Below are 24191 nucleotides of genomic sequence, written 5' to 3'. Positions count from 1 at the left end.
ATTATTCACATTTATTTCAAAATGGTATGAAATAATTATGGAAAATTTCTACAATACGAGAAAAATATTTATAACAATGCTATACAGTTTTTCTTGTTGAATTAAAAATGTGTATAATAGTAAGGATGAATACTTTGCAGAGGATGATATTTTTGAACATTACTGGACACTCAGTTGAAAAATTAGAAGATCCATTCGGTTTATTATCAGGTGACCGTTATGAGTTTTTTTTAGAACTTGCTGTGGATGAAGAGGATGAGCTTTATTCGGATCAAGGAGTAGGTCTTAGAACCATTTTCGTTAGCGACGAAAATGGTGACAAAATTACTAACTTCTATCTTTATGAAATCGTGAGCGAAAAGGTACTTGACTTTGAACTCGAAGAAGATGAAGAAGCATTGGTTCTTGCCTATTGTAGAGAAAATGCCAAGGAATAAGAAAAGCACAAGCGCCCTGTCCAGCTCACGACAGGCCTAGGGCGCTTGCGCTGGATAATAAAAATAGCAGGGAGTGATTACACCTCCCTGCTACCTATTGATCACATAAAGTTCTTACTATGATTGTGAATAACTTGTAATTCTTTAGTACTTTCAGTCATTTCACTTTTGCAGATTGGACATAAAGGCACTTCAGTGCTTTTAAAATTGTCGCGAATCCAGCATTTACACGTGTCTGAACTACATACCCAGATTTTAGTTTCTTCTAATTTGATTTCCTCATCATTTTTTCTACCAAACGCCAAAACGATCACCCCTTGTAATTAGTGCATGACTGTTTTAAATACTTTGTTTGTTAGCTAAACAATATGGAAAATATCAAACATCATTTAGCAGCAGCTTATTGACTGTGAGTCTACTTTTCTCGCAGTAAAAATATCATATAGATAAAAGGTGATGCTAAAAAATGGTGCATCACCTTTATTATAAAAGAATTAAACTGTTTTAACGTTAGAAGCTTGTGGTCCACGAGCGCCTTCAACGATTTCAAAAGAAACTGATTGGCCCTCTTCTAATGTTTTGAAGCCTTCAGATTGAATTGCTGAAAAGTGAACGAATACGTCTTGACCGCCATCAGCTTCAATAAATCCGAATCCTTTTTCTGCATTAAACCATTTAACTTTACCGTTGTTCATGAAAAAACCCCCAAAATATAGTTCACTTTTAATTTATTACATATAAAAAAATAAAAAAGACGTACTGACACGTTTGGGCATAGACATTACCCACATTTTTCGTGCAGTTACGACTACTAAACTATAAATATTTAACTAACTTAAAAGCGTAATTTTATTTTACCCTAATTTAGCTTTACAGTCAATCAAATTTCAAAAAGTAGGAAATTTATATAATTTTTATACAATAATGAAACCTATTCTGAGTTTCATTATTGTTTATTAAAATCTCCCTGTAAAAATATTTCCATGAAATTGACGATAAATTTTTGTATATCAGCTTCCATGCCAATGTAATCAAGCGAATTAATCGGTTCTTTATCTGGTTTTGGTCGAAAATCAGCGATGCTTTTGCCTTTGGCATTACCAAATTGCTCTACTCTTACTCTTCTCGGGATATACTTTACCAAATCCGGTTCTGTTAATGCCATTAACGGGACCACATCATGAAGAGGTGCTCCTTTAATACCGGGTACATTCTTTTGATAGGCTTTATAGTAATAATCAAAGGCTGGCTTTAATAGCGGCTTAAAAGGTGTCGGGCTGTTTTTACTTAGATAGTCAATAATATCTGGAGTTATGAGTGCTTTATTTGTAATATTTAACGGAAATAAATGAATATTATGAGCCTTTTCCATGACCGTGTCTGCAGCAATCGGATCAACAAAAAAATTTGCCTCTGCTTCAGCAGAAATATTCCCGGGGACCAAAAAAGCCCCGCCCATAATATAAAATGTGTTTACTTCCTTTAAAGCATCATTCCCATAGAGGATAAACATTAATGCTAACTCAGTCTGTCTTCCAACAGAGACAATCACAAGGTCGCCAGTATACTGATTTACAATTTCAAGAATTTTGTTAATATCATAAACCTTTACATTCTGAATAGTATCGGGAGGCTTGATTGGTCCTAATCCATCTTTGCCATGTATCTCAGGATAATATACGATTGTTTCACCTGATAGAGGTCCTGCGGCACCAGCTATGATTGGAATATCCTCTCTACCTCCTAAAGTTAACAGGTAGGCAGTATTCTTAACCGATTTTTCTTTTGGTGTATTTCCATAACCACTGACAATGCCAACCAAGTTTATTTTTGGATTTAGTAAGGCATACATGATCGCAAATGAATCATCGATACCCGGATCAGTAAACATGAGTACATTAACAGCCAAAGTATATCTCCCCCAATATTTACAATAAATACATTTATTAAAAATATGCAGTATTAATGGATACAAGAACTGCAAAAAACCGATTCGAAAATTCGAATCGGTCGTTAACACTTTCCCTATGCTTCCTTTTTGACTCTTGGTGCCGCTTTCTTTCTGGGTGCTACAGCCTTTTTAGATTTTGTCCGATCAATGGATGCCTGTAATGCCGCCATTAAGTCAGTGACGTTGGATGCTACTTCCTTCGTTGCCGCTGATACTGTTTCTTGGCCGTTTCGTTTCGATTCAATCAATTCAAGCAGTACAGTTCGATAGTCATCTGTGTATTTTTCTGGTTCAAACTCTGTTGTTAATTGATCGATCAATAAAATGGCTGTGTCCAACTCTCTTTTCGTCACTTTATCTTCTGAAGGAACACTTGGTACATCCCCTGCTTTACGAACTTCATCGGGATAATGTATCGTTTCCATGACTAATATATTTTCATATACCCGAATGACTGCTAATTGCTCTTTAGAGCGAATAATGATTTTGGCAAGACCCACTTTTTGCGACTCCAGCAATGCTTTTCGAAGCAAGGAATAGGCTTTTCCGCCTCCCTCACTCGGAGACATATAATAGCTTCGATCGTAATAGATTGGATCAATTTGTTCCATTTTGACAAAATCAATAATTTCAACTGCTTTCTCTTCGTTTTCTTTTCTTAACTTTTCGAGTTCGTCATGATCGAGGACAACAAATTTACCTTTTGTATATTCATAAGCCTTAACGATATCCTCAGGTTTTACTTCTTCCTCACAAACAGAACAAATTTTTTCATATTTAATTGGGGCATGACATTTGTTATGCAAAGTCCGCAGCTTGATATCTTTATCCTCTGTCGCCGTATGGAGCTTGATGGGAATGTTAACAAGCCCAAAACTAATACTACCCTTCCACATGGTATGCATCTTGTAATTCTCCATTCTTTTTGTTTCTATTGTGCGACTTTAAAACAATCACATTCCTAAAAACAATTGGAAAAAGGATGAATTTGATAATAATTAAACAAAATAAATTAAAAAGAAGGGACAATTTTACGATGAAGCCGATGCTGCCAAGCCTTACATTTGATTTACCGGAACATCCTGATTGGCTCTACGAGGTCAAATATGATGGATTTCGGGCTATTTTGGAATGGAATTCACGAGGAATAGTACTGACCAGCAGAAACGGAAAGTCACTTCTCGCACAATTTCCAGAAATAAAGGATTTTTTGTTAGACTATGAAGAACAATTTAAGCCCTTCTTGCCTCTTCAGTTAGATGGGGAACTCGTCTCATTAGAAAATACACATAAAGCTAATTTCTCGATGATTCAAGTCCGGGGACGCTTAAAATCGGAACGAAAAATTAACGAACAAGCCCACAAATCCCCCTGCCGCCTGATGGTGTTTGATGTTCTGATGATTGCCGGAAAAGAATTACGTTCCCTTGTTTTTCAAAAAAGAAAGAAGGAACTCATCAAACTGTTTCAAAAAATCGGGTTAGAACTAGAAGCGGACCCCTATAATGAACAATTACTTCAGCTTGTCCAGGCCAATGATAATTTTGATTTGCTATGGGAGAAGGTGGTTTTAAATGATGGGGAAGGAATTATTGCCAAACACAAGAACAGTCTATGGGAGGAAGGAAAGCGATCCTTACAATGGCTGAAATATAAAAATTGGAAATTTGTCAGCTGTTTTATTAGCTCATATGATAAAACAAATGGTTATTTTTATGTCAGTGTCTATAAGGAAAATAAAAGCTACCCAATCGGTCAAGTTCTTTTCGGCTTTAGACCTGAGGAAAAACAAGCTTTGCAGCAAACGATAAAACAAAACATGATCCGAGAAGATGAACAAATGATTATTGTTGAACCGGCCATTTGCATTGAAGTAAAATATTTAGAACTTTATGAAAATCAGCTTCGGGAGCCGCATTTTGATCGGTTTCGCTTTGATCTAGAACCATCTTTATGTACCTATGATCGTTTTATTTTCGCTCAAAAAAACTTGCCGGAAGACTTAGATATTACCCATCCGGATAAACCACTATGGGATAAACTTTCGATCCGAAAAGCTGATTATATCCTTTACCTAAGAGAAATTTCACCGTTTATGCTGCCATTATTAAAAGACCGCTTGTTAACTGTCATCCGTTTTCCACACGGAATGTTCGGTGAAGCGTTTTATCAAAAGAACTGCCCGGATTATGCCCCTGAATTCGTGCAAACACATTCTTCAGAAGGGATTGACTATATTTTATGCAATAATCTTAAAACTCTCGTTTGGCTGGGCAACCAAATAGCAATAGAGTTTCATATACCTTTTCAAACCATTCATAGCAGCGGACCCAGTGAAATTGTCTTTGATTTAGACCCCCCTTCCAGGGACCACTTTCAATTGGCAATAAAGGCGGCACTGCACATTAAAGAAGTCTTCGATCAATTAAATTTAATTGGGTTCATTAAAACCTCCGGGAACAAAGGGCTGCAAATTTATCTCCCACTGCCCGAAAATAAATTTACATATGATGATACCAGGTTATTTACAAGCTTTATTGCGGAATATTTAATTTCCAAGGATCCTGACTCTTTTACGATTGAAAGGATGAAAAAAAAGCGCGGGAGCAGGCTTTATGTTGACTATGTGCAACATAGCGAAGGAAAAACAATTGTCGCACCTTATTCTATGCGAGGAAATGAACATGGTGGTGTTGCCACCCCGCTTTATTGGGAGGAAGTGAATGAAAAGCTCGTTTCTGTTTCGTTTACTATGGAAAATGTAATCAAGCGTATTCGCCGGCAAGGGGATCCTTTTTCGAATTACTATCAAACAAAATCAATTCAGCCATTTGCACCTGTATTAGAGATCCTAAAAAAGGGCACCAAAAAAGGATAGGGAATACCTATCCTTTGATTTCAGTTTTGAGATACCTTTGTGCTTCTGATTGGAGCTTCTCATATGATGATTGTTCCATCCATTCCATTTTCGAAGAGATAGTAAACGCCCCCTGCTCGAGGTCAACATTGACTGTTGCATTATAAAGATAGGTTGCATTTCCAATCAAGTCGATGGTGTATTTCCCTTCGTTTTGATGGACGACACACTGTACTCTGCCACCATTATTAAAAACATTGACTACTTCTTCGAAGGTATTTAATCCGTGTAAACAAGTGACGAGTGTTGAGGCAGACATGGCTGTACCACAAGCATTCGTAAACCCAACACCGCGCTCAAATGTCCTTACATAAATGGAACCAGGCTGTAAGTGTTTAACAAAGCTTACATTAACACCATCTGGAAATAACTCATTGGGACCATTCACTTTTTCACTAAGTTGTTTCTGTAGGTCACCTTGGAGCTGTTCATCATCCACAATGGCAATTAGATGTGGATTCGGAACAGCTAGTGCTGTAAACCTTAAATCCTCAGAAAGTTCTTCGATTCTTTCATTGTATAATGTTGGCTTATTTAAATTTAATGGAAGAGCTTTTAATTCAAACAAGACCGGCGAAATTTCCACTTGGTAGGTGTGGATATCCTTTTCAAGCTCTATTTGCTTGCTGACTTTTAGATTCGCTTTCATCGTTTCAATCACAGCTTTACTCCGCCCCAAATGTTCGCAAACGTATCTAGCCACAAGTCGAAGTCCATTTCCGCACATCGAAGCCTCCGACCCGTCAGCATTAAATACGCGCATTCTACCATCTGCGTTTTCGCTTTGCATAATGAAAAGAATGCCATCCGCACCTAAATCAGATTGACGATTACATAACAACTTCGCGAGGTCTGCACGTTCTTTTTCTGTAAAAGCATATCCATTTGATATTTCGTCGATGATTAGAAAGTCATTACCCGATCCATGACCTTTTATTAACTTGATTTGCATCGTAAAACCCCCACAAAATTGATAAAAGTGTTTAATTCATCATATCAAACAATGTTCGTGAGGGAAACTGTCGAAGCTTCTATCTTTCGATAAAATATTCGTTAATGATAAAAGACATTCGAAGGAGCTTGTCCTGTTCAGATAATGTCTCTCTTAATGAGAGGACTGGTGTATTGGGCTCTGGAAATAGCGGACTCCATTCGATGGGCATCCATCCCCGGCGAAGCCGGCCGTCCGGAAGCGGATTGCTTGTTATAATTTGTTCATCCATAAAAGTAGAAGAGCCTTCGATAGCACCAATATACCTCCCTTTCGGATCTAGTAATTTCTTCTTATTAGTCCTCCAATCGAGTTTCCTTTTTTCAAAGCGACCTAAATATTGTCTATTTTGATCAAATACATCTATTTTAATAACCTTTCGGCCACTCACCTTAAAATATCCGATGGCTTCATTATCCAAATGATAGAGTGCAAAAATTTTCGAATGGCTAAATTTCTTTAATCCTTTGCCATCGAATCTCTCAATCATTCCTGCCAGATGCCCATCCGGAAAATAGAGGAGCAGGCGTGAGGAATTGGTATTCAGAAATAACACAAGTAAATGTCGTGCCTCAAATAAAGACTGAAGGTTGCGCTCGGAATTCATTAAATTCCTGTCTATTGACAATGACTGCCTCATCCTAAAAAGGTAGATTTGAAAACAAATTAAACTATAAATCAGGAATGGGATTATTAATATCATTATTTCTTTGTTTTTAATAAAAAAAAGATTGCCAGCAACAAAGACGATGGCTGGAATTAGCGCAGCAATACTACCATTTAGGTTCAAATTAGCTGTATCCCGGTAATATTCATTTATTTTCATCTAGAAAACTCCTTATCAATTCCTCTAGTCCTAGTTTATTTAATGAAAGCTAAAAAAATGATAGGAGATTTGAATTCACATTAAAAAAGAAGAGACTAGTTGGGTCCCTTCTCTTAAGCATTAATATAACTAATAATCGAGGTCATTGATGCTTTGGCATCCGCGTAACCTTGATTGTATAGATCTTCTAATCTTTGTGGATTCCGTTCCATTCTACCGACCTTTAACGGCTTTGTGGGGCGGATGATCAATACATTCCCCTCTTTTTCTTCCTGTTCAAGGTATTCAACGGTTTCATTATAGATTTGGTATCGGTTTCGAAGTGACTGTTGCAAGCCTTTGTAATCAGGGTACTTCCGATCTACAAGAAAGTGAAATTTTGAGGGCTTTTTCAGATAGCCTTGGTTTCTAGTTAAGATGACAATATTTTTTGAAAACCCATCCAACTGTGCTCTTTTAATTGGAATGGGATCACTGATTCCACCATCAAGTAAAAGTTTGTCTTTAAAATGAACTTCTGGTGCAATAAATGGCAACGAGCTTGATGCACGCAACACCGTTAAAAGGTCGTTCCCATATTCTTGTTTATTAAAATAAACAGGCTCTCCCGTGTGACAATCGGTTGTCCCGACTACAAATTCAGAAGGACTATTATAAAATACATCATAATGGTAGGGTACATGTTTATTGGGAATATCGTCAAAAATAAAATCCATGCCAAAAAATTGCCGATTTCGAAAGTAATTTTTCCATGAAATGTATCTTGGGTCAGAAGCATATTCAATTGTAACGGTTTTATTTCTCCCTTTTTGCTTTGACAAATACGAGGCGGCATTGCAAGCACCCGCAGAAACCCCAATAACATAAGGAAAAAACAACTGTGATTCTAAAAAGAATTCAAGGATCCCAGCAGTGTAAACTCCGCGCATCCCACCACCTTCAAGTACCAAACCGACTTGGTTTTCCATGTTGCGACGCCCTTTCCTGTTAACATTAAACTTAATAGTTAATTGCCATTATAGCCCTTCCACATAAATATACAAAATGAAATGACTCCGTTAAGAGGCTAGTTCTTTTTTTCTAAAAATAAACACACTAAGCCAAAGCAGGATGATGATACAGGCTAATGTTAATAGACTAGCAGGCAGCGTATCATCCGGAGTACCACTTGACAATAGCATCTCATTTGCATAGTTTGTTAGTTGTGACGGGCTCCATTCAAGCCAATTGGATAGAGCACCAGTTACTATTGTGAAAATAAACACCACTGCTAAAGAGTTAAATCCTGCTATTCCGGGTGTCAATAGGGAGGCACTAAAAAAGACCGTCAATGTTAAAACAACCGTAAGCCATAAGCCATATAGGAAATACGACTGAAAAAAAACATCCATTGGTATCCAATCAAATAAGATACCGGTATAATACCATGTCGCAATTGAGCCAATTAAAAGCGAAAGCCATAACAATAAGAGGCCACCAGCCCACTTTGCTGTAACAAAGGAAAAGTAAGAAACATTCTTTACTAATATCATCGCAGCCACACCGCTTTTTCTTTCACCCGCAAGGATAGCCATTGTTGAAAGGACGATAATTAATACACCGATGGTCGTATATTGGCTCAACCCTTGGATTAAAACCTCAGATGCAGTGGGTGGCGGGATTTCGATTACCGTTCCTTCAGGCAATCCGCCCAGTGAATCTATAATTTGCGGCATATAATAACTAGATAATGGCTCTGAAACACCTAATAAAATAAAGGTAATCGGTACCCAAATCCATTTGAAATTCCGCCACATTTCTATTAACTCTTTTTGGAATAAAGTCAACCATTGGTTCATTTCCCCACCACCTTCATGAATACATCTTCAAGGGTCATACTGCTTACTTCAAATTTTTCAAGGGGCATGTTTTGTTCCGAAATCAATCTCAGGAATGCCTGTCTTGCTAAAACGATATTCGTTACAAAAACACTAACCTTATTCCCTTCTACACTGATGGAGTGAGTAAGTTTATGATTTGAAAATATGTCAGCATATTCTAAAGACTTTCCAGTAAAGAACAAATCAATTTTTGGTTGTTGATGTCGTTCCCGAAGCTCCACCATGGATCCGGACTCGACAATTTTTCCATTATGCAGAAATAAAATCTCATCACATATTTCTTCCGCGTCATTTAGAATATGTGTGGAGAAAAGAATCGTAGTTTCCTTTTTAAGACCTTCAAGCAAATCCAATACTTCTCTTCTTCCGATTGGATCTAATGCAGAGACTGGTTCATCGAGCATTATAAGCTGAGGGCGATGAATAAGGGCTTGGGCAATTCCTAACCGCTGTTTCATCCCGCCTGAATATTTAGCTACTCTACGATTTTTCGCCTCCAATATCCCTACCAATTTTAATAGCTCTAAGGATCGGGCCTTGGCCTCCCTACGATCTAAGCCAGCAAGTCTGCCTGCATAGGACAAAAATTCTAGACCTGACATCCATTCGTAAAAGACTGGAAATTGCGGCAGGTACCCAATTAGTTCACGAATATCTTCTCCTTTTTTGGCATCAGTAAAAATGATCGTTCCATCCGTCGGTTCCATTAGCCCAGAAAGCATCCGTAACGTGGTTGTTTTCCCCGCCCCATTCGGTCCTAAAAGAGCAATACATTTCCCTTTATCTAATTGGAAATCAATACCTTTAATCACTTCTGTCCCTTTGAAGCTTTTTTTTAAATGACTTATTTGAATGAGAGGCATTAGTCCCGCTTCCTTCCAATCACGAAATAGAGAATCGGTCCGATTATGTTAATGAATAAAATGAGGAGTGCCCACAGCCACTTTGGGCCATTTGTTGTCTCTATACGGATTAAATCAATAATGGCAACGATTATTAATATCAGTTGAATGATAAGGATTGGTGCTATAATTGGTAAATTATTTACCAAGACATCCATTTATTTCCACCCCCGTAATTTCTTTCTTATTACTTTATTTTACATTTGAACCGAAAAATCCTTTAAAACCCGACAAAATTCTTTGTCGGGTTCGGGTTCTAGTTGCAGGTTTATTTAATCAGTCTAAAAATCAACGGGAATCGATATTCATTTCCTTCATATGCTTTAATTGCGGCAATAATAGTAAACACAAAGAGCATGACCCCTAATACCGCTAAGGCAACAAATCCTATTAAGATGATGGTTAAGATTCCGCTGACAAAAAAGTAAACGGTATAGGAAATCAAAAAGTTGAAATATTCCCTGCCATGATAATCAATAAATGATGACTCATCCTTTTTTATTATCCAGATTACTAACGGTGCGATAACTGGGAAAAATATACTTAACACATAAATACCGGCAGCCATTAACCTTTCATCATTATTTACCATTTTCTATTCCCCCATTGGAATATATTTTTAATATTCATTACTATTTACGCCGCTTTATTTAAAAGGTTTCATAATCCGTGAAAAAATTTATCGGATCAACTTCCCCTATGGCACGCAACTTGTTAAAATCGATAAAATAACTATAAACAACGTACAGAAAGGTTTTATTATGAAAAAAATTCTTTTAAAAAACGCAACGGTATATCCAATTACTTCAGGACCTATCCATCAATGCGATGTCCTTATTGAAGAAGGAAGAATTGAAAAAATCGGAAAAAATATAACCACAAATTTAGATGTAAAAATAATTGATTGTGGGGAATTATTCCTTTTTCCAGGCTTTATCGATGTTCATACTCACTTAGGTCTATATGATGAAGGCACGGGCTGGGCCGGGAATGACGCAAATGAAACGGTTGAAGCCCTCACACCCCACATTCGGGCAATCGATGGGGTATACCCATTGGACCCCGCGTTCACGGATGCAGTCAAAAGCGGCATTACGACGGTCCATGTCATGCCGGGAAGTGCCAACGTTATTGGCGGAACAACCTCCGTTATCAAAACAACTGGTAAAAATATAAAAAAAATGATTATTCAAGGTATTTCAGGTTTAAAAATTGCTCTGGGGGAAAATCCAAAAAGAATTCATAGCCACGGCAACAATGATTCCATTACAAGAATGGGGATTATGGGAATGCTTAGGGAAGCCTTCTACCAAGCAATCCATACAGATAATCCGGATTTACCCAGAGTCGCGCCTATCGTCATGGCCTTAAAAAGAGAAATTCCGGTTAGAATCCATGCCCATCGTGCGGATGATATTATTTCTGCACTTCGTTTTGCAGAAGAATTTAATCTTGATTTACGAATTGAACACTGCACGGAAGGACACTTAATCGCTAGTGAGTTGTCTGGATTAGGGTTAAAGGTTTCTGTTGGGCCTACATTGACGCGTAGATCCAAAGTCGAGTTAAAAAATAAAACGTGGAAAACCTATCAAGAACTAACGAATCACGGTGTCGAAGTATCAATTATTACGGACCATCCATATACACCCATTCAATACTTAAATATTTGCGCGAGTTTAGCGGTTCGTGAAGGATTATCCGAGCAAAAAGCATTAGAAGGAATTACAATTCTACCAGCAAAGAATTTGAAATTAGGCCATAAACTCGGAAGTATCGAAGAGGGTAAAGAGGCAGATTTAGTGCTTTGGAGCCATCATCCATTCCATTACTTGGCAAAGCCTAAGTGGACGATGATTGGCGGTGAAATGATCTATCTAGGAACCTAAAAATCTGTAGAAAATTGGTAATAAATATTATCGAAAAATACACAAAAAACCTATTTATTTTTTAGCTTTTTTCTTGTATTATACTCTAAGTGAAATGTTTTAGAGACCTGAATACGATGGGGGTTTACGAACACATTCTGTTAACCAAAAAATGATATAGGGAAGGCAAATGGTGCGCCACCAGTTTTACTGGTTCTAGTGGGTTCGATTCCCACCCCGGAATTTTTTAGTAACTTTATAAAAAATTTCGAGGGTGGACCGCTTCTTTTGACATGGGATCGGAATGCCCTAATGGAGGGATATTCATGCTTAAAAAACGTGATCTTCATGACAGCCACACATTGTACGAATTAATGACGCACCCTGATGTCTTCCCTTTTGTACGCCAGAAAGCTGATTCCTATGAAGAATTCTTATTTATGACCAAACAAACCATTGAAGCCGAAGAACGCGGTGAATTAATTTCACGAACGATCCTCGACGAATGGGGTGCACCAATCGGTACAATTAATCTATTTGATATTGAAGACAATGCTGGTTTTTTAGGAACATGGCTTGGCAAGCCCTATCATGGCAAGGGTTATAATTACCCGGCTAAGGATGCCTTTTTCCAAGAACTTTTTTATGAAATAGGGATTGAGACAGTTTTTATGCGCATCCGCAAGGTGAATATTCGCTCCATCAAAGCTGCGGAAAAACTTCCTTATGTTATCAAAGCAAATGAAACCAGAAAAGCAATTTATGAGCAATTAAATGCAAATAATGAAGTATATGATTTATATGAGATTCCAAAAGATCAGTACACCTTTTACCTTATGCGAAATGGTGCGGTTCAATCAGACGATTCACAATTGCTGGAAGCATAAAAAAGCAAATGGCCACGGCCGTTTGCTTTTTTTTTGCAGTTTAATGAATAATATCTCTTATTATTCCGTTATATTTTGCTCAATGCTTTCGTTCACGTCACTAAGACCCATTTGGAGCAAAAATTCATCTAGTTCCTCATTCGTCAATGTTTCAAAGCGGCCATCATGAAAAAATACTTGGGTTTGATTAGGATTGATTCTATTCATATTAAAACTCATTTTCTTTGCTCCTTTCATAGATGATTACTATCTATTGTCTACAAAGGCAGCAGTTTTCATTCTTGAAAATCAAATAGTTCAAAAAATTATACTAATTCTTAAGTACTTTTCCTAATACGTCCAGTCCACCAGTCACAGGAATAATACTCCCTGTAATTAAGTCCGATTTTTCATCCGTTAGGAAGGCAATTACTCTAGCTATATCTTCTCCTGTTCCCTGACGTCCAATCGAACCATTTCCTCTCGCATCCTCGATATCACGTTCTTTCCATTCGCTGATTATATCACCTGGACAGACCATATTTGCCGTTATTCCGTGCTCCGCTTCTTCGATCGCAATTGTCCTTGTTAGAGAGGCAGCACCTGTCTTGGCTGCGGCAAAGGCCGAACGATAGATCCAACCTGGTGCGGTTTCTACGCGGTCATATCCGATGGTAATAATTCTTCCCCATTTTTGGATTCGCATGGAAGGAATAATTAATTTTGACAAATAAAATACTGCACTTAAATTTCCTTGGATTATATAATTCCAATCATCAAAGGAATAATCTGTCAGCTTTTTTCTTTCATGTATGTATGGACCGGCATTATGAACTAAAACATCTACCGTAGGAAAAGAGGACAGGACCTCATTGACAAGGCGGATGCACTCCTCTTTGTTCGATACATCGCCTTGGCATGCGATGTTCTTTGTTCCATAACGAGTAGTCAGTTGGTTTGCTAAAGAAATTGCTTCGGATTTACTTTTACGATAGTTAATGGCTAACTGATACCCATTTTCCGCAAGATAAAAAGCGGTTTTTTTGCCAATACCAGAAGCTCCTCCCGTTATCAAAGCCGTTTTCTTTCTCACAAATCATTACCTCTCTATTTTAGAATTTCTCTCTTAACTATATGTTAAAAAGAAACAATTATTAATGCAAATTATAGTAACCATTAGTGATAACTTACTTGGCACAAAGACTAAGTTTTTATAACGGATGGGCAATTATTAGCATAGGATAAGATATCTGGAAAGACGGAAAGGATGAGACCCGTGTTACCTTGGAATATATTCCCTTTTGATAAAGATATGAAGGATAAGATGACAAAAATGAAGCCTGAAGAAATAAATAATTATGTGCAAGAACTAATGGGGAAATTCATGCCTGCAAACATGAAGGGAGTTATGAACCCTCAAGACATATTTCAAAAATTACAACCATCGGGACCATCGCTAGACTCGACTAAGGGTATTTTGAATTCATCTGTCTTTGAGACCCACGATTATGTGTATGTTAGAATTCCACTAAAAAAAGATGAATGGGTGAAACAACTCCGTATTTATTATACAACTAATCAACTAATCGTCGAACATATCCCTCTTCATGAAGATAAACACACGATAACCCTCCCTGCAATTGTAAAAAAGAAAGGAGCAACAGCTACTTTCAAAGAAAGCATGCTTGAAGTAAAAATCCCTAAAAATGTTGATCTGCAGTTTTCACAAATTGACGTTACCGAAATCTATTAAAAGCCCATTGTGATGGGGATTAAAAGGACAGCCAAAATCGACTGTCCTTTCCTTTTGTTTTAATGACTATCTTCATTCATTTCCATGCCATCCATAGTGTCCTTCTTGGCAGCATCCTCTGGTTCACTCGGTGTTCCGATCGTAAATTCCTTTTTAGGCATATTATGCATATCTCTTGCTGTAACGTGAGAAATGATATAATACGTTCCTTCTTGAGAGAAGGATTTTTCAAGGCGATAGATTCCATTTTCGGTATGTTTAATTTCTACCTTTTCATGCTTGTCATCTTTTGACCGCCAAATCTCAAAAATAACCTCTGCATCCGCTACTTTATCTTTCCCTTGTGTAACTTTTGCTTCAAATGTTATTGGCTCATTTATTTTACCTGGATCTGGTTTAACGGATAAGGCTACATCTACCATCTGCGGTAAATCATCAGCTTGTTCCTTTTTATTACTGCAAGAAATAATAATGCTCAAACATAAAATAGTCATCAAAAAGACGAAAAGCTTTTTCATGGTTCCCTCTCTCCTAACTTAATTCTTCCATCACTTGATTATGAATTTTAATTATCATTAACTTGGCTTCTTCCGAAACCGTTGAATCGATTACTCTTTTGATGGCAGAATAGTATTTCTCATACTTGTCCTTCCTAGTTCGAGGATGTGAGTTTGCATCCTGAAGCTCCCCTTTAATAGCGTCGAGCAAAGTCCCCTTACTATCACTGCCCTCGGTATCTAGTAAACGATTATTCCAAATCTTCCGATATTCATTTAAAAGATCATCAAAGGACATTTTTTCTATCGACAAATAATCCCCTCCTTTGTCTTCACTTGCATTGTTACATATTTACCATCAGCATTGCAAAACATAGATATTAACAAGTCTTGAAAAGTGGAATCGCCTGTTTAGCCGCGTCCATTTGTCGCAGGGCGATGGAACTAGACACCATGGAAGGAGAAAGCTTATATGTCAACACCTTATAAATGTCCAAATTGCAAAACGAATCGGAGCCGCTTTAATGTGATTCAACAAGTATCCCATTCTGTTAAGCTTGACCCTCAATCGGGAGCGGTCATTCAAGAATATGGTGAAAATGATTTAGAACCATTCCATCTTCCTTATAAAGGTCCAGAGTTCCGTGTTCAATGCGGTGCCTGCGGACTAATAGAAGTTGAACGTACCTTTATTAAATTTGGCGAACAACCGATTTAGCCGATTTCAAAAAAAACATCCTTTTTATTGGGGGAGTCCAACAAAAAGGATGTTTTTTTATTTAAGGTTATTTTCCTTTAAAAAGTCCTGTGAATCCACTTTCCACGCATCCATTGGTGAAAATCTTATCAGATGTATGTCGCCTCTAAAGGATTGCCGGCCCCTATCTTTAATGTACCAGTCCACATCAATCGGTACATCCAAACTAATTTCATTTGTTAAATCCTCTGCGGGTAAGAATTCCATTCGAGAAATTCTAATATTTTCTATAACCGCTAAAATAGGCTTCCATTTGATTTCTTGTAATGAGGCTTGTGAGGTAATCCGGGCATCCTGCTGCTTTAATCCTGCAACATAGGCATTGATCACCTCATAGGGATTTGCCTTTCCTAAATACTGATTTAACTTTCCGGATGCTTTTAAAACCATCAGCATATGTGATAGGTCCATTGAGTTAGTACGATGGGTCGTACTACCATAGAAATGAATACAAAAGTGACCCGGAAAGTTATTCGCTAAGGCTCCAGCACCATGAGGCATTCCATGCATGGAGCCCGCTATCCATTGATCCTTATGGATAACAATAATTGCACGCCGTTTCCAGCTCCATTTTCCACCATAAATACGTTTCATTACCTTTGTATCTTTAGAGGTTAATGGTTGGACATCCGCATGGTGGCTGCCCGCACGTCGTTGCACCTTAAACCTTTTTCCCGTTTCTAAGTCCATAACGGTAAATTTCGTGTACTTTGGGAGAAGTTGATTTACTTCTTTCCAGTTTAACATCTCGATTTTATAACTGATTGTCGATTCTGCTTGAACCCCTTGACCAGATAGGAGGATATAAATAAACAGAAAACAAGTCACTACCCTCTTCATTGTATCCTCCTTGTACAAAAACTTTGCTACATTAAAAGAGTTACCTGAAGAGGAATTTATCATTCATAAAATCATGGTATTTTTCTTACAGTTCAAGATTCCCTAGTTGCGTTTCAATCTCTCCCCAACTTATATCTTCACCAATAAACACAAGGTTTAATGGCATATTCATGTCTTCTTTTAAATAAATCGGCATCCCATATGAATATTGAAATAAGAAAGGAAAATCCGAATAATCAAATTTAACATACCCCTTTATTCGGTAAATGCTATCAGGTAACCTTTTTAAAAAATCCTCAAATTCGGTATGGCTGATGACTGTTTTAAATTGATAAACAAAGGTCGATAAATTTAATTTTATTTGCTGTGATTTTTGCTCAACCTTTTCGAAAGAAACAGAAAGCTTTCGCAACTGATCAAGTGGCACCTGTGAATAATTAGTGAGGAGACATCTAGCATATGGATTGATCGATTGAATTTCGAAGGTTATCTTTGCTTGTTCTTTCGCTTCTAGTTCATTCATTTTGTTAATAACAATAAAATTCGCATGCCTAACTTGCTCGAGAATCAATTGCTGAAGCTGTGGACTTAATAATTTTCTATCCATCCATCTCGTACCATCTACTGTTGTTAGTATGCCTTTTATCAATAATTTATCTGCAAACAATGGAGAAAGGATTGCATCTATAACCTCCACAGGGTGTGCAGCACCAGTTGTCTCAATATAAATGACGTCGGGTTTTTCATCTAGCAGCAAGCCTTGCAGCTGGGCTTCAAGCTTGTCTTGAATGGAACAGCATATACAGCCGCCTAGCAGCTCTTTTAAGGAAACATCCTCCCCCGTAACTGCATCAGAGTCGATCGAGACATTCCCTAGTTCATTCATCATAACGGCTGTTTTTCTTCCTGATGTCTGTTCATCCTCTAACAAACGTTTTAATAGGGTTGTTTTCCCGCTGCCTAAAAATCCGGATAATATATAAACCTCAGCTTTTTTCATTCTCTATTTCCTTTCTACCAATCAAAAATTGCAAGCTAAAAAAATGAACCCAACTCTAGAGAGTCGGGTCACTTCTTGTTTATTTCATCGTTCCCTTTAATACTTTGACTGCCTCTTGCATTTGTGTATCACTTGTTTTGATTTTATCTCTTAGTAACTCCATTAGTTTCATGGTGGAATCACCTTTTAAAACTCCATTAACTGGGAGCTTATTAGCTTTTTGGAAGGCAGTAACGGCAGCTTTTGTCTTTTTATCAAAAAATCCATCTGTCCGTCCTGGATTATACCCAATTGCTTTGAGCATTTTTTGAGCCGTTTGAACTTCAGTCGATGATGTAGTTAGTTTGAGTTCCTTATCAGGATTAATAATTGTTAAGGTTGCAAATTCAGGTAAGGCTACTGCTACATCAGGATTGATCCCCTTTTTATGAATCCAATTTCCGTTCGGTGTCAACCATTTCGCTGTAGTGAATTTTAGGTTTGAGCCATCCTTGAAATCTGAAGCGGTCTGGACTGTTCCTTTCCCAAAAGACTTTTCTCCGATTAATTTCACACCTGCGGATTCTTTTACTGCTGCAGCAAGTATTTCTGATGCACTGGCACTTCCTTTATCAATTAAAACGACTAACGGAAGTTTTGGGTTTCCTTCATTTTGTGAAGGATATTCTTTAATCTTTCCATTTCGATCTTCTACTTTTAAAACTAATTTCCCTTTTGGAACGAACATGCTCGAAATCGAAATGGCTTGGTCCAATAAACCGCCTGGATTTTGGCGCAGGTCTAAAACCAGACCCTTCATTCCTTTCCCATTTAGCTCATTCAAAGTCTCAACTAGCTCCTTTGATGTATTGCTGGAAAAGCTTGTAATTTGAACCTTGGCAATACCGTCACCCACCATTTCACCATAAACGGTTTCAATCGGTATGTCATCACGGATAATTGGCACAGTCATTGGCGCATCTGTTCCGGGACGTTGGATAGACAACTCCACCTTTGTCCCCTTTTTTCCACGAATGAGCGTTACTGCTTGAGTAGAATTCATCCCTTGAAGGCTTTTTCCATTCACGGACATAATCATGTCGTTTGGTTTTAACCCTGCTTTTTCAGCAGGAGAACCTTTGATTGGAGAAACAATAACGATATGGCCGTCCTTTTCCTGAATTTCGGCACCAATCCCTTGAAAAGATGAAGAAATGCTGCCATGAAAACTTTCGGCTTCTTCATTACTCATATAATCTGAATAGGGGTCATCAAGTGACTCCACCATTCCATTAATTGCCCCATTGATGGCCTTTTTTTGGTCAATATTCTTATAATAACCACTTTTCAAAGTATCAAATGCTTCATAGAGTTTATCAAATTCTGGTCTTTCTGTTCCAACTGTAACTACCTTTTCATCTCCAAATGCAAGTGCAAATGTTGTTATTCCCGCAGATAGAAACACAACCAAAAACAACAGCATGATAAAATGAAATTTCTTTAATCGTATGTATCCTGATCTAATTTCTAAGCCTTGCCTTTGTTCAATGTTTGATTCTTCCACTTTTGCATGTTCATTCTTCTCGTCTATCAAAGTCTTCACCACTTTCATTAACCATAAAAATTACCCTTAATGATTAGAATAACATCTTTTACATAAAATTAACAAAGAAAAGTTAGTGAAATTATTAATTTAAAAAACGGTACTTACCAAATGATAAGTACCGTTTTTTTATACCACATCATATCCTTGATCTTCGACGGCTTCTTTTAACTTCCCAAGAGGTGCTTTGCTTACATCATGTCCGACCTCTACCTTGCCATCTTTTAAAGAAACACTTACTTCACTTACACCTTCTACATTAAGAAGTGCTGTTTTCACTGCCTTTTCACAATGTCCGCAAGTCATTCCTGATACCTGTAATGTTGTTTTCTCCATATTGATTACCTCACTTTATTTTTATTTATATTTTAACTCGCTTCAATCGAAGTGAGTTAGACACAACGGATACGGAACTAAATGCCATTGCTGCGCCAGCCACCCATGGGGCTAATAAACCTAGGGCTGCAATGGGAATTCCACCTGAATTATAAACAAGGGCCCAAAAAAGATTTTGGCGAATATTTTGCATCGTTAGTTTACTTAACGCCATCGCCTTCGGAATCAAGGTTAATTCTCCACCTAAAATGGTGATATCAGCCGCCTCAATCGCCACATCTGTACCCGTACCGATTGCAATCCCAATATCCGCAACGACAAGGGCAGGTGCATCATTTATTCCATCACCAACCATGGCCACTTTCAGCCCTTTTAGCTGTAGTTCTTTGACATGATTAGCTTTTTCCTCAGGAAGGACTTCTGCAATAACATTCGTTATTCCGACTTGATTTGCAATGGCTTTGGCTGTGCGTTCATTATCCCCCGTTAACATAAACACCTTAATTCCTAATTGGTTTAATTGCTGAACCGCCAGTTTCGCTGTTTCTTTAACCGTATCAGCAACAGCCACAACCCCCATTATATTGGAATTTATGGCAATGAACATCGCAGTTTTTCCTTCGTTTTCCAATCGGGCTAGGTCTTGTTCACCGACCATGCTGGGAATATTTTTAAGAGTCATCAGTTTACGGGTACCGACAAATATTTCATCCTCACCTATTTTTGCTTCGATACCATATCCAGGGACAGCCTTAAACCTTTTCACCGGCAGGGTGCTTGATCTTTTTTCAACTCCATATTTCACAATCGCTTCCGCAAGTGGATGCTCTGAAGACTTCTCTGCTGATACGAGGTATTGGAGTACTTTTTTCTCGTCTTGATAAGCTATAAAATCGGTTACAATAGGTTGTCCTTTTGTAATCGTGCCTGTTTTATCAAGGACGATTGTATTGATTTTATGGGCTGTTTCTAAATGCTCCCCACCTTTAAAAAGGATACCCATTTCCGCCCCCTTACCTGTACCAACCATGATAGATGTGGGAGTTGCTAATCCAAGCGCACAGGGACAAGCAATAACGAGAACAGCAATGGAAGTTTCTAATGCAGAAGGGAAATCTCCTGAACTCACGAAGAAGTACCAAATCAAGAATGTTAATAATGAGATAGCAACTACCACAGGGACAAAATAACCTGATATTGTATCCGCAACTCGTTGGATTGGTGCTTTGCTGCCTTGAGCTTCCTCGACAATCTTAATAATTGAAGCAAGCGCTGTGTCCTTGCCAACCCTTATTGCTTTAATAGTAAGAGTACCATTCTTATTTATTGTCGAACCAATAACTCTGTCGCCAACGGATTTTTCAACGGGGATGGACTCACCAGTAATCATGGATTCATCAATAGAAGATTGCCCTAAGCTGATCAATCCATCAACAGGAATTTTTTCCCCTGGTTTAACTAACAGGTAATCAGAAACGTTCACTTCTTCAAGTGGAATTCGAATTTCCTTACCTTCCCTTAGGACCGTAGCTTCTTTTGCCTGGAGACTTAACAACTTCGAAATGGCAATCGTTGTTTTCCCCTTTGCCAACGTTTCAAATAATTTTCCCAATAGAATTAAAGTAATCAGTACAGCACTTGTTTCAAAATAAAGATGTGGCATATAAGCAGGGTTTCCAATGGTTTTCAGTCCTTCAGCTAGGCTATAAAAATAAGCGGCCGAAGTACCTAACGAAACTAGAACATCCATATTAGCACTTTTATTTTTCAGAGCTTTATAGGCACCTAAATAAAAAGGGCCGCCGATATAAAACTGAACCGGCGTTGCTAATAGCAACTGGAACCAAGGATTCATTAGTATATGTGGCATGGGTAAACCAAAATCCACAGGCAAATGTGCTAGCATGGTATATAAAAGGGGGATTGACAGAATGACCGAAAGAAGAAACGTTCGTTTTTTCTGTTTTATCTCCTCTTCTTTATACTGTTGTTTGGTGTTCCTGTTAACTTTTTCTTTTGCTTCATAACCAAGTTTTTCTATTTTGGTAATAATATCATGACTGGAAACAAGTTCTTTATCGAAAGAAATAGCTGCACTTTCCATTGCCAAATTGACGTTTGCCTCAACGCTGTCCATCTTATTAAGTACTTTTTCAATTCTCGTTGAACAGGCTGCACAGGTCATTCCGGTAATATCTAATTTGAGCTGCTCCTTCATTTTGATCACCTCATATAATATATACTATACCCCTGCAGCGTATATTGGTCTAATGATTTTTATCAACTTTATTTCTATATTTAATTTATGCCTTATTATGAGGTCTTTCGATGATTTTTGTCACAGAGGAGTTGTTCTTAGTTATTCTCCACATTGGCAGTGTTTTCCTGTTAAGTAGAAAAATTAAAAAGCCCCATCCAATTGGAAGAGGCTCATTATTGGTTATTCTTTTATCGCAGCTTCTAATGCTACTTCAATCATATCGTTAAAGGTTAATTGTCTTTCTTCTGCTGTTGTTTCTTCACCTGTTAAAATATGATCGCTTACGGTTAAAACCGAAAGTGCTCTGCGGTCAAATTTAGCCGCTAATGTATAGAGGGCAGTGGTTTCCATTTCAATCGCAAGAATTTGATACTTCGCCCATTTTTCAAGATCTGCATTATCATTATAAAATGAATCTGCCGTAAAAATATTTCCTACTTTCAAGTTAAGTCCTTTTGCTACACCTGCATCATATGCCTTACGTAGTAAATCAAAGTTTGCAGTAGGGGCAAAATCAACATGACCGAAGGTAAGACGATTCATATTAGAGTCGGTGGAGCTTGTCATTGCCAGAATGACATCACGAACCTTTACATCTTTTTGAATCGCTCCACATGTGCCAACTCGAATCAGATTTTGGACGTTATAACTTTGCATGAGTTCATTTATATAAATAGAAATGGAAGGAACCCCCATTCCAGTCCCTTGAACCGAAATTCGTTGTCCTTTATATGTCCCCGTAAAACCAAACATATTTCGTACTTCATTGTAACATTTTGCATCTTCTAAAAAAGTCTCTGCGATATATTTTGCCCGAAGTGGATCCCCAGGTAATAATACTGTTTCAGCAATTTCATTTTCCTTCGCACCAATATGTACACTCATCTATATTCCTCCAATCATTCACTACAACAGTCATAAAAACTGTATCATGGACAATATAACATAAACATTTTCTAATGAGAAACTCTTCAATGAAACAGACATGAATTTATTATTTTGTGGGAAGCTATTTTTAGATTGGAGGGAGATATTCATGGGTAAAAAACATCGAAGCCGTACTAACTCACCGAAGAAAAATAATCATATCCCTGCCGAGGCCATTGAGGCAGAACACAATGCACATGCAAAAGAAAACAGTGCAAACGGCGGACGAAAGCATTAAGAAATGCGGAAGCGCCCGTTTCGCGGCGTATGGACTGGAGCACTTTGACTTATCGTAGGGAAAAGGGCGAAGTTCACAAGCCGCTGGGCGCCGGAGCTGGACACTCATCTAAGTTATTTTTAAAAAATAAACCTAAGGAACGCTCCTTAGGTTTTTGAATTACAGGAGAACTATTCTGTTAATAGGGAACCAGCCGCCAGGCTTTAATTGATAATAGTGTTGGCCACCACGACCTTCGTCAATTAACACGATATCCCCTGTTGAAAGAAATCTCCCTTGATAATTTGCAGGTATTCTGTCAGTAACATTAAAGCGGCTAAAAGTCTCTGCTAAGCATTGCTCTCGATTATTTGCGGGAATAGTCGTTCGATAAACCTCTGTATGTCCTTTATTTTCACGGTACTTTGGAGTTTGAAAGATCGTCACATCATATTGTATACTTGCTCTTTTTGTTAATACTTTGATCATCATATACCTCCAATTTTTAGAATTGATCGCTTATTCTAATAATTGGCTATGAACAATGTCGAATCCTCCATGGAAATTCCACTTTTTTTGTCGAAACGCACTTTTTTTAATCAATTAAGCATATCTTTGAATTACACTTTGGATTTTTTGTTGTAAATTAGGGATATCTGCATTTGAAACTGACAAACGTACGTTGGTTTCATCTGCTCCCATTGCCTCAGAGAATAATCCAGCTAACCCTCTTGCCCGCCGGTCTACTTGGAACATGATATCAAGCGAGCCATTTCCAGACGGGAAGAAAACTACTTCTAGTTCATCTAATTTACCACGAAATAATCCTGAAGTAGGGACAAACTCAAATTCTTGAACAAATGGTAAACGTCCCCGTAATCGGCGCGGTGCTTCTTCGCAGTCGGCTTCCCGAATTCTAAAGCCTAAGTTATCGATTGCCTTAAACACAGCAGACATTAGTTGGTTTGGTACAACTTTAAGAGAATCTTTATCGCTTGGATCAACCCCGCCTTTAATATCCAGACCTGTTGTTACCCAAATCTTTGACCTGCCAATTGAAAGTGGTGTATCAAAAGGGAGCTGAAAGGAAAATGGAATATCCTTTTGTTCATTCGGCCTCACGGTGAACGGAGTAGTCAATTGAAACCGGTCGATAGAAGCAGTAACCGTATACTTTTTGTCGTCCGACTCTCTTAAATAGGTGGTATTTAAGGTAAGATAAATCTCGTCCACCTGCTGCTCCACTTTGCCACCTTTAATTTCAACTACGCCATTAACTGTCTCTCCCGGCATATAAGTATCCTTTTGAAGCTTTGTGTCCACTGCCGCAGACCCGATTCCTACACTGGCAAATACTTTGTTAAAAAAAGACATTTTTTCTCCT

At 37.9% G+C, this 24191-nt stretch carries 30 protein-coding genes; 7 read left to right on the top strand and 23 right to left on the bottom strand.

Annotated features, from left to right (window positions below):
* The first annotated feature begins 143 nt into the window (after positions 1–143).
* The gene (locus RCG22_RS24605; RefSeq protein WP_098262127.1) at positions 144–437 is read left to right on the top strand and encodes a DUF6509 family protein; all 294 of its coding nucleotides are present in this window, start codon (positions 144–146) and stop codon (positions 435–437) included.
* Positions 438–538: 101 nt separating this feature from the next.
* On the opposite strand, the gene RCG22_RS24600 is transcribed toward RCG22_RS24605, so the two are convergent.
* The 4 genes from RCG22_RS24600 to ku form a co-directional block, all read right to left on the bottom strand.
* Positions 539–742, bottom strand: coding sequence for a cold-shock protein (locus RCG22_RS24600; protein WP_174523423.1), 204 nt, complete (start codon positions 740–742; stop codon positions 539–541).
* Positions 743–931: 189 nt separating this feature from the next.
* Complete coding sequence (locus tag RCG22_RS24595; RefSeq protein WP_066256683.1) at positions 932–1132, bottom strand: cold-shock protein; 201 nt, start codon at positions 1130–1132, stop codon at positions 932–934.
* A 251-nt stretch (positions 1133–1383) separates the two neighbouring features.
* Positions 1384–2346 (bottom strand): nucleoside hydrolase, encoded by a 963-nt coding sequence (locus RCG22_RS24590; RefSeq protein WP_308105065.1) that lies wholly within the window; start codon positions 2344–2346, stop codon positions 1384–1386.
* Between the two features lie 116 nt (positions 2347–2462).
* Positions 2463–3293, bottom strand: coding sequence for a non-homologous end joining protein Ku (gene ku / locus RCG22_RS24585; protein ID WP_308105064.1), 831 nt, complete (start codon positions 3291–3293; stop codon positions 2463–2465).
* Between the two features lie 131 nt (positions 3294–3424).
* Between ku and RCG22_RS24580 the strand changes: the two genes are divergently transcribed.
* Positions 3425–5266 (top strand): DNA ligase D, encoded by a 1842-nt coding sequence (locus tag RCG22_RS24580; protein WP_308107245.1) that lies wholly within the window; start codon positions 3425–3427, stop codon positions 5264–5266.
* Positions 5267–5273: 7 nt separating this feature from the next.
* Here RCG22_RS24580 and dapF read toward each other — a convergent pair whose 3' ends face one another.
* The 7 genes from dapF to RCG22_RS24545 form a co-directional block, all read right to left on the bottom strand.
* Positions 5274–6257, bottom strand: coding sequence for a diaminopimelate epimerase (dapF, locus tag RCG22_RS24575; RefSeq protein ID WP_308105063.1), 984 nt, complete (start codon positions 6255–6257; stop codon positions 5274–5276).
* A 79-nt stretch (positions 6258–6336) separates the two neighbouring features.
* Positions 6337–7122, bottom strand: a complete 786-nt coding sequence (locus RCG22_RS24570) for a hypothetical protein (RefSeq protein ID WP_308105062.1) — start codon at positions 7120–7122, stop codon at positions 6337–6339.
* A 113-nt stretch (positions 7123–7235) separates the two neighbouring features.
* Positions 7236–8090 carry a patatin-like phospholipase family protein gene (locus tag RCG22_RS24565; RefSeq protein WP_308105061.1) on the bottom strand — a complete coding sequence of 285 codons (855 nt, stop codon included), beginning with the start codon at positions 8088–8090 and terminating at the stop codon, positions 7236–7238.
* 90 nt (positions 8091–8180) lie between these two features.
* Entirely contained in the window at positions 8181–8960 is a 780-nt protein-coding gene (locus RCG22_RS24560) for an ABC transporter permease (RefSeq protein WP_308105060.1), read from the bottom strand.
* Positions 8957–9865 (bottom strand): ABC transporter ATP-binding protein, encoded by a 909-nt coding sequence (locus RCG22_RS24555; RefSeq protein ID WP_308105059.1) that lies wholly within the window; start codon positions 9863–9865, stop codon positions 8957–8959. The genes RCG22_RS24560 and RCG22_RS24555 overlap by 4 nt, the downstream gene beginning before the upstream one ends.
* On the bottom strand, positions 9865–10062 hold the full coding sequence (locus RCG22_RS24550) for a PLD nuclease N-terminal domain-containing protein (RefSeq protein ID WP_308105058.1): 198 nt from the start codon (positions 10060–10062) through the stop codon (positions 9865–9867). Before RCG22_RS24550 ends, RCG22_RS24555 begins: the two co-directional genes overlap by 1 nt.
* 110 nt (positions 10063–10172) lie before the next feature.
* Positions 10173–10496 (bottom strand): DUF4870 domain-containing protein, encoded by a 324-nt coding sequence (locus RCG22_RS24545; RefSeq protein WP_308105057.1) that lies wholly within the window; start codon positions 10494–10496, stop codon positions 10173–10175.
* Positions 10497–10665: 169 nt separating this feature from the next.
* Between RCG22_RS24545 and RCG22_RS24540 the strand changes: the two genes are divergently transcribed.
* Together RCG22_RS24540 and RCG22_RS24535 are read left to right on the top strand one after the other, a co-directional pair.
* Positions 10666–11793, top strand: coding sequence for an amidohydrolase (locus RCG22_RS24540; RefSeq protein WP_308105056.1), 1128 nt, complete (start codon positions 10666–10668; stop codon positions 11791–11793).
* 305 nt (positions 11794–12098) lie between these two features.
* Positions 12099–12659 carry a GNAT family N-acetyltransferase gene (locus RCG22_RS24535; protein WP_098262081.1) on the top strand — a complete coding sequence of 187 codons (561 nt, stop codon included), beginning with the start codon at positions 12099–12101 and terminating at the stop codon, positions 12657–12659.
* A 60-nt stretch (positions 12660–12719) separates the two neighbouring features.
* Here the strand turns inward: RCG22_RS24535 and RCG22_RS24530 are convergent, their stop codons facing one another.
* Together RCG22_RS24530 and RCG22_RS24525 are read right to left on the bottom strand one after the other, a co-directional pair.
* Positions 12720–12878: a hypothetical protein gene (locus RCG22_RS24530; RefSeq protein ID WP_166251735.1), complete on the bottom strand. Its 159-nt coding sequence runs from the start codon at positions 12876–12878 to the stop codon at positions 12720–12722.
* Between the two features lie 91 nt (positions 12879–12969).
* Positions 12970–13731 (bottom strand): SDR family oxidoreductase, encoded by a 762-nt coding sequence (locus RCG22_RS24525; protein ID WP_308105055.1) that lies wholly within the window; start codon positions 13729–13731, stop codon positions 12970–12972.
* 231 nt (positions 13732–13962) lie between these two features.
* On the opposite strand from RCG22_RS24525, the gene RCG22_RS24520 reads away from it, so the two are divergent.
* Positions 13963–14391 carry an Hsp20/alpha crystallin family protein gene (locus RCG22_RS24520; protein ID WP_308105054.1) on the top strand — a complete coding sequence of 143 codons (429 nt, stop codon included), beginning with the start codon at positions 13963–13965 and terminating at the stop codon, positions 14389–14391.
* Between the two features lie 59 nt (positions 14392–14450).
* On the opposite strand, the gene RCG22_RS24515 is transcribed toward RCG22_RS24520, so the two are convergent.
* Positions 14451–14870 (bottom strand): FixH family protein, encoded by a 420-nt coding sequence (locus RCG22_RS24515; RefSeq protein WP_308105053.1) that lies wholly within the window; start codon positions 14868–14870, stop codon positions 14451–14453.
* 52 nt (positions 14871–14922) lie between these two features.
* Positions 14923–15201, bottom strand: coding sequence for a hypothetical protein (locus tag RCG22_RS24510; protein WP_308105052.1), 279 nt, complete (start codon positions 15199–15201; stop codon positions 14923–14925).
* A 159-nt stretch (positions 15202–15360) separates the two neighbouring features.
* Here RCG22_RS24510 and RCG22_RS24505 point away from each other — a divergent pair, with 159 nt between their 5' ends.
* Positions 15361–15606, top strand: coding sequence for a DNA alkylation repair protein (locus RCG22_RS24505; protein ID WP_308105051.1), 246 nt, complete (start codon positions 15361–15363; stop codon positions 15604–15606).
* Positions 15607–15663: 57 nt separating this feature from the next.
* On the opposite strand, the gene RCG22_RS24500 is transcribed toward RCG22_RS24505, so the two are convergent.
* The 6 genes from RCG22_RS24500 to deoD form a co-directional block, all read right to left on the bottom strand.
* Complete coding sequence (locus RCG22_RS24500; protein ID WP_308105050.1) at positions 15664–16485, bottom strand: hypothetical protein; 822 nt, start codon at positions 16483–16485, stop codon at positions 15664–15666.
* 85 nt (positions 16486–16570) lie between these two features.
* Positions 16571–17485 (bottom strand): CobW family GTP-binding protein, encoded by a 915-nt coding sequence (locus RCG22_RS24495; RefSeq protein ID WP_308105049.1) that lies wholly within the window; start codon positions 17483–17485, stop codon positions 16571–16573.
* Between the two features lie 79 nt (positions 17486–17564).
* Positions 17565–19058: a lmo1851 family serine protease gene (locus RCG22_RS24490; protein ID WP_489685540.1), complete on the bottom strand. Its 1494-nt coding sequence runs from the start codon at positions 19056–19058 to the stop codon at positions 17565–17567.
* A 138-nt stretch (positions 19059–19196) separates the two neighbouring features.
* The gene (locus RCG22_RS24485; RefSeq protein WP_098262088.1) at positions 19197–19403 is read right to left on the bottom strand and encodes a copper ion binding protein; all 207 of its coding nucleotides are present in this window, start codon (positions 19401–19403) and stop codon (positions 19197–19199) included.
* A 25-nt stretch (positions 19404–19428) separates the two neighbouring features.
* Entirely contained in the window at positions 19429–21621 is a 2193-nt protein-coding gene (locus RCG22_RS24480; RefSeq protein WP_308105047.1) for a heavy metal translocating P-type ATPase, read from the bottom strand.
* A gap of 222 nt (positions 21622–21843) precedes the next feature.
* Positions 21844–22548: a purine-nucleoside phosphorylase gene (gene deoD / locus RCG22_RS24475; protein WP_098262089.1), complete on the bottom strand. Its 705-nt coding sequence runs from the start codon at positions 22546–22548 to the stop codon at positions 21844–21846.
* A gap of 151 nt (positions 22549–22699) precedes the next feature.
* Here deoD and RCG22_RS24470 point away from each other — a divergent pair, with 151 nt between their 5' ends.
* Complete coding sequence (locus RCG22_RS24470; RefSeq protein ID WP_098262090.1) at positions 22700–22828, top strand: hypothetical protein; 129 nt, start codon at positions 22700–22702, stop codon at positions 22826–22828.
* A gap of 159 nt (positions 22829–22987) precedes the next feature.
* Here RCG22_RS24470 and RCG22_RS24465 read toward each other — a convergent pair whose 3' ends face one another.
* Both RCG22_RS24465 and RCG22_RS24460 read right to left on the bottom strand, forming a co-directional pair.
* Complete coding sequence (locus tag RCG22_RS24465) at positions 22988–23299, bottom strand: YodL domain-containing protein (RefSeq protein ID WP_308105046.1); 312 nt, start codon at positions 23297–23299, stop codon at positions 22988–22990.
* 111 nt (positions 23300–23410) lie between these two features.
* Positions 23411–24181, bottom strand: coding sequence for a sporulation protein (locus RCG22_RS24460; RefSeq protein WP_308105045.1), 771 nt, complete (start codon positions 24179–24181; stop codon positions 23411–23413).
* Between the last annotated feature and the right edge of the window lie 10 nt (positions 24182–24191).

Source organism: Neobacillus nitrireducens (assembly GCF_030915405.1).
Taxonomy (GTDB): domain Bacteria; phylum Bacillota; class Bacilli; order Bacillales; family Cytobacillaceae; genus Neobacillus.
The sequence above is the reverse complement of the archived record's forward strand: the minus strand, read 5'-3'. Positions and strand labels throughout refer to the sequence as shown.